General features: G+C 47.1%; 4 protein-coding genes, 1 tRNA gene and 1 pseudogene. All 6 read right to left on the bottom strand.

Features of this window, described 5'->3' with window-relative positions; genetic code table 11:
• Nucleotides 1-126 precede the first annotated feature (126 nt).
• A pseudogene (locus FCL48_RS21800) lies at nt 127-465 on the bottom strand (type I restriction-modification system subunit M N-terminal domain-containing protein); the annotation flags it as partial.
• A gap of 295 nt (nt 466-760) precedes the next feature.
• Nucleotides 761-837: transfer RNA gene (locus FCL48_RS21795), tRNA-Arg, on the bottom strand.
• 291 nt (nt 838-1,128) lie between these two features.
• Nucleotides 1,129-3,684, bottom strand: a complete 2,556-nt coding sequence (locus FCL48_RS21790) for a glycoside hydrolase domain-containing protein (RefSeq protein WP_136875654.1) — start codon at nt 3,682-3,684, stop codon at nt 1,129-1,131.
• A gap of 23 nt (nt 3,685-3,707) precedes the next feature.
• Nucleotides 3,708-4,013, bottom strand: a complete 306-nt coding sequence (locus FCL48_RS21785) for an HNH endonuclease (protein ID WP_136875652.1) — start codon at nt 4,011-4,013, stop codon at nt 3,708-3,710.
• The gene (locus tag FCL48_RS21780; protein ID WP_136875650.1) at nt 4,013-5,341 is read right to left on the bottom strand and encodes a folylpolyglutamate synthase/dihydrofolate synthase family protein; all 1,329 of its coding nucleotides are present in this window, start codon (nt 5,339-5,341) and stop codon (nt 4,013-4,015) included. The genes FCL48_RS21785 and FCL48_RS21780 overlap by 1 nt, the downstream gene beginning before the upstream one ends.
• A 208-nt stretch (nt 5,342-5,549) precedes the next feature.
• On the bottom strand, nt 5,550-7,733 hold the full coding sequence (locus FCL48_RS21775) for an ATP-dependent helicase (RefSeq protein ID WP_136875648.1): 2,184 nt from the start codon (nt 7,731-7,733) through the stop codon (nt 5,550-5,552).
• Nucleotides 7,734-7,846: the final 113 nt, after the last annotated feature.

The following is a 7,846-nucleotide window of genomic DNA, read 5'->3' as shown; positions in this document are numbered from 1 at the left end:
GCCCTATTACAATGCATCTCAGGTGATTGTATAATTGAATCAAGCTGTTACAAAAAATATTGCCAAAAACCTGTCAAGCATTTTCTTCATCCCCATAAATTATTTTTAAAGGGGGGGAAGCAGTTACTCATCAAGAATAAATTTAGCCTTACCGCCCCCATTACCACGCTTGGCCATCTCACTGAACAGCTCCGATGGTTTGAGGAAGTACCCAAGGCTTTCCAGTGCCTCTTCCTGTATGGCTGCAAGATATTCCTGCCCTTGCTCCGTGGCTTCATCGATGTCACCATAGGCGATCCCATCGGGCTTCAGCAGTTCATCCCCATAGAGGTGCATCTTTTCGGAGAGGTACTTGTAAAAAATGAATCCGAGTATGTAATCTCTGAAATCATCAGCGCCCATCTTACCCCGCAGGGTATTGGCGATATTCCAGAGCTGTTGTTCAAGTTTTTCTTTTGCTGTCATCTGCTCCCCTGCAAATAAAAAAATTATACAGAAAATCTGAAATCTGTAAATGCGGAACTATAGTAGTATTAATATGTTAGAGATACAAGAGTTTTGCTTTTCCCATTCAAGAGACAAGCACATTTCTCCCCCCATTAACAATGACGGAATCAATCGTAAACGACAGGTTGTAGAGAAATTCCATGGCGTTTTTCCTGATAGTGTGCTTTTCATCAAAATGCTGGAAGCTGCCGGAAATAGTGCCGGGAAAAGAAAAAGGGCCTACAGCTTAAAAACTGTAGGCCCCTTAAATCACTGGTGGACGAGGCGGGATTCGAACCCGCGACCTTCGGCTTCGGAGGCCGACACTCTATCCAGCTGAGCTACCCGTCCGGGGTGAGGTATTACTTGGATAAGTGAGAGCTAATTACCACCAATGCCTTACCAGTGCAAGGTTTAACTGAGGCGGAGGATAGGTATTTTTGTCATTGTCTCTTTTTCAACCGCAACCGTTGACCAGTTCAAACCCTTCATGAAATCCAGCATAAGTTCCATACTGTTTTCATATAATTTCACGTATTCCAGGTTGTTGTTTGCCCATCCCTGAAAGAGACTCCCGGTAAAGAATTGCCTACGATCAAACCAGAGGAAGAAAACGAAAAGCCCCACTTCTTGTGAGAGATATTACTCTTTTAACAACTGTAAAAGTTCAATACTATCTTCAACTCCAAGCCGTCCGTTACCGTCCAGATCTCCGTTCCTCTCCGGACATTGGCTGATGTCAGGTGTACCACCTGCAGAAATATCCAGCAGGTTTATGACATCTTTCAGGTCTGTTGCACCATCACAATTCACATCACTATCAGCGTATGTCGCCTCTATATCGAGGTAATTAATATAGCCGATCTGCTCATACTTACCCATGACCAGAGTGAGCTTTTTATCTTTGACCTCGACCTTTTTTGTCCGCGTAATCCAGCTGTTATTTGTCACTTCATCGTCCATAAAGACAACGCCTTCAATAACAATATTCTGGTATCTCGTGCTGCTTCTTGAGCCCGCACAGGCGGTGACGTTATACGTCCCGTTGGGAAGGTCAAACTCAAAGACATCCTCCCGTCCCCAGTTGTCAATCACGGAACTCCCAAGGAGGGTTTTAGGTTCCGGGTCAATCCACTGATCCCAAAATGGATAAAAATCTGAGTCAGGTACTTCGGCGGCCTTCATCCAGCCATACCCCTGCGACGCATCATAAAGGCCATCGCCAATTTTCATATACGTATGACCGTTATAGACGATATTTCCGGTGGGCTGACCTTGTGGGTCCTGAAAATTGATGTAGTAGTTTCCAGGAGTACCATCTGATCTTGGATGCACGGAAAGGGGTGCGAGGTCTTCGATAGAGTTACTCTCCCCTCCCAGCTTCATACCGATCAGGCGTCTGAGATTATACATGAACCCACTGTCTCTATTATAGGCAACGGCTGCGCCGATAATCTTATCCACCTGACTATCGGCCGGGTTAACCTGATCTGCCTGCGGCAGACTGCTGTTATTGAGGCGATAAAAGTATTCATAATCTTCCAGACCATCTCGCATAAGTTCAAGACGGATGGACGGAACAAATCTGTGGTTATTTGCCCCGTAACTGATATTGTCGTTTGTCACCGAAGGAGGATACATCAAAAACAGATTGCCATTTTGGCCCGAGTTCAGAGGCTGGGTCCATGGATTAGTCTCCCAACCGTTAAACGCATAATAGGCAAAACCACGCAGCCTGTATTTCCAGAGAAACCAGCCCATCAACTTGGCATCGGCCCCAGAGCGATCTATGGTGATTGGATTAAAACGTGGAAGACGGGTGCCATGCAGGAAATAGATCCAGGTCTCTTCGTCGTGATGAAGCATCCTGTCAAAGGACATCTCTGGATCAAACTGCAGCCCCAGATGGGCAAGCCAGATATCGATTTTTGAATCTGTAAAGCTTGGGTGGTTATAGATTTCAGGCTTCGGCTCCTCTGACACCATCAGCTTTAACTGTGGTGCTGCCTTTTTAAGCTCCTGGGAATACCAGGCCACCGCATCATAATCCGCCTGATCCTGGGGTTCATTGGCGATGTAATAGTAGGCCTCATCAAGATATCCAAGGCCCTGCAAATAGTCCTGCATTGAGGTCATGTAGGAGAACCATTTTTTATTGAAAACAGAATTCGGATTATTTCCCGAATACCAATCCGAAGCCGACCGTATTGTACCACAAAATGTATTTGGCCGCGGATCAAGCGAGGCATCATTATCTTGAAAAGTTGCTGCCATAAAAGAGGGAAAGCCAACGCCAGCATTAAAGGGCGTGGAGAAGGTAGTACCCATGAACCCTGTACCATCAAGATACCTGGACGCGGGTTCTTCAAATCCCCAGATCCCGTCACCATCTGTCCAGGTTCCTGCAGCACAGTCATAATCGATATAAGGAGCACCACCTGTCGAGGTGAGACCGCCGGACCAGAGGACACCTTTTGGTGTCATCCTATGATCGACCATAAATTGCTTTATCTTATCCACGTACGACCAGTAGTCAGCCTTTGTTCCCTGCACTCCATATTTTGAGAGGATTGCTTGGTGATCAACATTCATCTGAGATTTGACGTTCAGGGTCTCAGGCAGGCTAAAGTTGAAGACATGCAGACGAACAGGGATGGACGTTGAGCCTAGCTGAACGGAGCTTATATAATCGCCTGGGCTTGTATTTATGGGGACATGGACGGAAAACCAGAAAGCTGTATTTTGACCAGCCACAACACTTACAGTATCCCCGTTTGCAATGGGCCATAGGGGGTCTGGATTTTGACCCGTTTTTGACAAATAGTCGGTGGGCGTTGAGATATTTACATATTTTACCTGAAATATCTCTGTTGTAATACCCCCACCAAAATCACCCACACTGACGGCAACAGTACCCGAGGCCTTGGGATTTATGACAATCTGAAACGGTTCAAATTCATTGCCAGCGGCATACACCTTTACCTCTGATCCGGTTAAACTGGGGACAGCAGTATCCTTAAACACTTTTTCCGCCGGGAGAGTTGTCCAGAAGGTATGGTTGGCCGTGGATTGGCTCAGACGGTAGGTATAGGATTCAAAATCGGCTATGGCCAGGAAAGGACGAAACAAAGTGGTGAAGAAAATAGCAAATAAGAGATAGCCTGCCAACTGATGGCCCTTGTATTTAGAGTTCATCATATCTCCCCACCAATAGCCCGTGCTTATTTGATTGATTGTTGCTCCAGATATTCTTCCCACTCAAGAGGCATCATGCTCTTTTTCAGGTTGTTACAGTTTTTGCAGCAGGGCACCAGATTATCCTTTGTTGAGCGTCCCCCTCGGGCAAGGGGGACCAGATGATCCATGGTAATATTTTTGTAGGCGACCTTTTTTTTACAATAATGGCAGAGGCCAGATGACGTCTTCTGCTGCCACCATCTGGTCTTTCTCAGCGTCTTGGCTTTTTCCCGTTCTGCTCTGATCTCTCCGTCTGCGGGGGCATCAAAATCAAAAAAATCGCGGGACATTACACCAGCTCTCCACAGAGCATTTGACGAACAGCTCCAATAAGATAAAGAGAACCGCCCACCACGATGAGGTCGTCTTCCCTGGCAGCATCCTGAGCCGCCTGCAGCGCATCTTTCACTTCTGTGAACCCTTCAGTTCTCGCTCTCTGCTCCTCTGTCATCAGAGAGCAGAGATGTTCCGGGGTTGCAGATCGCTCAGAATCGGGCCGGGTAACAAACACTTTTGAGAACAGGGGCATCATGCAATCAAGGGTCCCTTTAAGATCCTTATCAACCATGGAGCCCCAGATTCCTATAAGCCTGGAGCCGAAAAAACGCTCTTCCAGAGTCTTTGCCAAATTATTGACACCAGCGACATTATGCGCCCCATCAAGGAGATAGGTAAGATTTTTCATGCTTTTCTGTCCATTTTTGGTATTGGGAGAAGAGTATTCCTTTTGAAAATACTCCATCCTTCCCGGCCATTTCATCCGGGAAATACCGGCAATTATTTCAGGCAGATCCACATAAAAATCAAACTTCTCCAGGAGAAGCAGGGTAGCTATTGCAACGGATTCGTTTTCCTGTTGCACAAGGCTTGGGCTGGAAGACAGGAGCGGACCGATATGCAGAGCATCAAACGCATCCCCGCCAACCCAGACCCAGGTACCATCTTCATTCACATCGTAATCAAATTCCTGGGTAAAGCTATAGAGTGGTGCATTGCGATTGTTACAAGTCTCCAGAATTACCGCGGCGGCAACCGGATCAATCGCAGCCGAAACAACGGGCACCCCGTTTTTGATAATGCCTGCTTTTTCTCTCGCTATCGCGGTAAGGCTATCCCCCAGATACATCTCATGATCCATACTGATACTGGTAATCACAGAGATTAGAGGTGTGACCACATTGGTGGCATCCAGGCGCCCGCCCATGCCGGTTTCCAGCAGAACAATATCAACATCTGATTCGGCAAACCAGAGAAGACCAAGGGCTGTGGTAAACTCGAAATAGGTTATCTGTTCTTCACCCAGAACCTGGCAAATCCTGGTGCCGATCTCGGCAAAGGTCTCTTCGCTGATGAATTCACTACCAATTTTAAAACGTTCCCGAACAGAACTCAGATGGGGAGAGGTGTATACTCCTACACGGTAACCTGCCAGCCCCAGGGCACTTGAAAGTGCAGCACATACAGAGCCTTTGCCGTTGGTGCCTGCAATGTGAATACACTTCAGAGTTTTTTCAGGTCTTCCCACCTTGGCAAGAAAATCCTGCATGGCCTCCAGGCCCAGTTTAATCTTGTGCATCTGCAAGGCATCAAGGTGGGCTAAAATCTCATCGTATCTCATTTTGTCGTCCAATCATCAAATGGATGGTACGGGATGCAAGTGTCATAAAACGCTTCATCCACAATCGTTATTACACAGGTTTAAAAAAACACATGTCACTGTTCATCGTGCATACTCTGATGCACCCCAGTAATTGCTTCTTATTATACCGTTACCTTTGGGCTTTTTCTTTATAAATTCAGGCCTCAACTGTGTTTGCCTGGGATTGCTAAATAATAGTCAATTTTGCATAGTCCAGGTGGAGCGTTTTCAGGCCATGACGATCAAAGTGAATGTCAAGAGACCGGGTTTTCGACAACTTCGTCACCACCCCGGGACCAAAAAACGGGTGGGAAACCCTTAACCCAACGCTAAAATCTGCCATATCGAGTTTCTTGACCTTCTTTTTTACCGGCGGCGGCCCATAGGATTCTGACCTTGTCTGATAGCTCTGGAAACTGTCGGTTTCAACCTCAGCAATTCGATCGAACAGACCACCGCTGAGTTCACTTAAAAACGGGGACATGCCGGTTCTTTTGAATTGTCGGTCCGGAGTCATCAGCTGCCGTGGATAGGTCAGATAAAGATATTTTTTGGCCCTGGTTGCAGCGACATACAAAAGACGTCTTTCCTCTTCCCACTGTTCACCATAGACCGCAGAGCCATGAGGAAATCTGCCATCGGCAAGGCCAATGACAAAAACAGCTTCAAACTCGAGCCCTTTGGAGGAGTGTATGGTGGAGAGGACCAACCGCTCACCAGCCACCTCACCGGCGCTTGCTTCGTCGGGTGGATCAAGGGTTGTATCATCGATAAAGCCCTGCAACTCTTCATACCCGTCCATAATGCCTTTGAGCTGATCGAGATCTTTTTGTCTCTTGGGCCAATCATCTGCATAAAGCTGTTCAAAGATCGGCTGGTAATACTGCAGGGCGCGCTCAAAGAGTACAGCAGGTTTTTGATTGCCCGAGAGCAGGTCCTCAAACAGCGTGATCAGTCTGGCATACGCGGGCTGCCAGGCCTTTCCGGCGGAGTAATTCTTCAGGGCGGCAAACCAGTCCTCTGTGGCTGCAATAGTGTTCGATATCTTCTGGGCGGTGGCCGGGCCAACTTTTTCAAGCTGCAGGAGAATTCGATTCCATGACAAAGAGTCCTGAGGATTTACCAGAATACGCATAAAGGCAATCATATCCTTCATGTGAGCCGACTCTGTAAGTTTGAGCCCGCCCCTCTTCTCATAATCAAGGCTCTGCTGGCCCAGTTCAAGCTCTATCTTATAGGAATGAAAACTGGAACGAAACAGCACTGCGATATCACTGAGTGCTATACCACGACGAACCAGTTTGTTAATGGTCTGGACCACGAAGGCGGCTTCTTCCCGTTCATCTCTCCCGGCAAAGACCTTGGGCCGCCAGTCCCCTTCGATGCTGGTAAAAAGAGTTTTCGTATATTTTTCCGCCGCATTCTGAATGATGTCGTTGGTGAGTGAAAGAATGGGCTGCGTGGATCGATAATTCTCCTCAAGCTTAATAACCTTTGTGCCATCAAAGACTTTAGGAAAACGCATGATATTGTAAAAATCTGCCCCCCTGAAAGAATAGATAGACTGGGAGTCATCACCCACAACCATTACATTATCATGGGTATGGGCGGTCAGCCTGACAATGTCAGCCTGAATCAGATTGGTATCCTGATACTCATCCACCATAATATGGGAAAACCGTTCAGAGATTGTCCGTTGTGCCTCGGCAGATTCTGTCAGCAGACGCTTCCAGTTGACCAGGAGATCATCATAATCCATGAGCCCATGGTCAAACTTGAATTCCTGATAGTGTTTTTGCAGGATGAGAATATCATCAAGGTGATCAATGAGATGGCCATATTGATCCGCCACAAGATCCTCAATATCCATGGCCTTATTAATACAGCCACTGATCATATTGATAATGGCCCTCTTGCTGGGAAAACGCTTATCTTTTTTACCAAGCCCCAGTGAGGACTTGAGCAGATTGACAATCCCTTCCGCATCGGATCTGTCAATAATCGTAAAAGAAGAACCATAACCGAGCTCTCCACCATAGCGACGCAAAAGCATATTGGCCACGCCATGAAAGGTACCACCTAAAACTCTGTTACAGTTGTCGTTAAGAAGCCGGCCTGCTCGCCAGAGCATCTCCTGGCTTGCTTTTCTGGTGAAGGTAAGAAGAAGGATCGACTCGGGAGGCACACCACTTTTTACAAGATGGGCAACACGATACACAAGGGTCCGGGTCTTTCCACTGCCCGCACCGGCGATCACGAGGACCGGTCCATCCGTCGTCGTCACAGCCTCATACTGTGGTTCGTTGAGATCGTGGAGATTAATAATATCAGTGCTTTGGGCCATTGGTTTGAAAGGGTCGTCTGTAATCATGGCGGCTACTTTAACACAGTGTATTTGAGGTGGCAACGCTGGTTGACAAAATTGGGCTTCCTGCTATATATTGTTCGGGTTGCTAACCATACTGGTGTTTGATGTTCCCTGTA

The sequence above is a fragment of the Desulforhopalus sp. IMCC35007 genome (genome assembly GCF_005116575.1).
In the GTDB taxonomy this organism is placed as follows: Bacteria; Desulfobacterota; Desulfobulbia; order Desulfobulbales; family Desulfocapsaceae; genus Desulforhopalus_A.
This window is presented reverse-complemented; position numbering and strand designations above follow the sequence as displayed.

Coding starts and splice junctions, on each gene's coding strand:
- FCL48_RS21785 (WP_136875652.1), bottom strand. CDS start 4,013: ATGTCCCGCGATTTTTTTGATTTTGATGCCCCCGCAGACGGAGAGATC.
- FCL48_RS21775 (WP_136875648.1), bottom strand. CDS start 7,733: ATGATTACAGACGACCCTTTCAAACCAATGGCCCAAAGCACTGATATT.
- FCL48_RS21790 (WP_136875654.1), bottom strand. CDS start 3,684: ATGATGAACTCTAAATACAAGGGCCATCAGTTGGCAGGCTATCTCTTA.
- FCL48_RS21780 (WP_136875650.1), bottom strand. CDS start 5,341: ATGAGATACGATGAGATTTTAGCCCACCTTGATGCCTTGCAGATGCAC.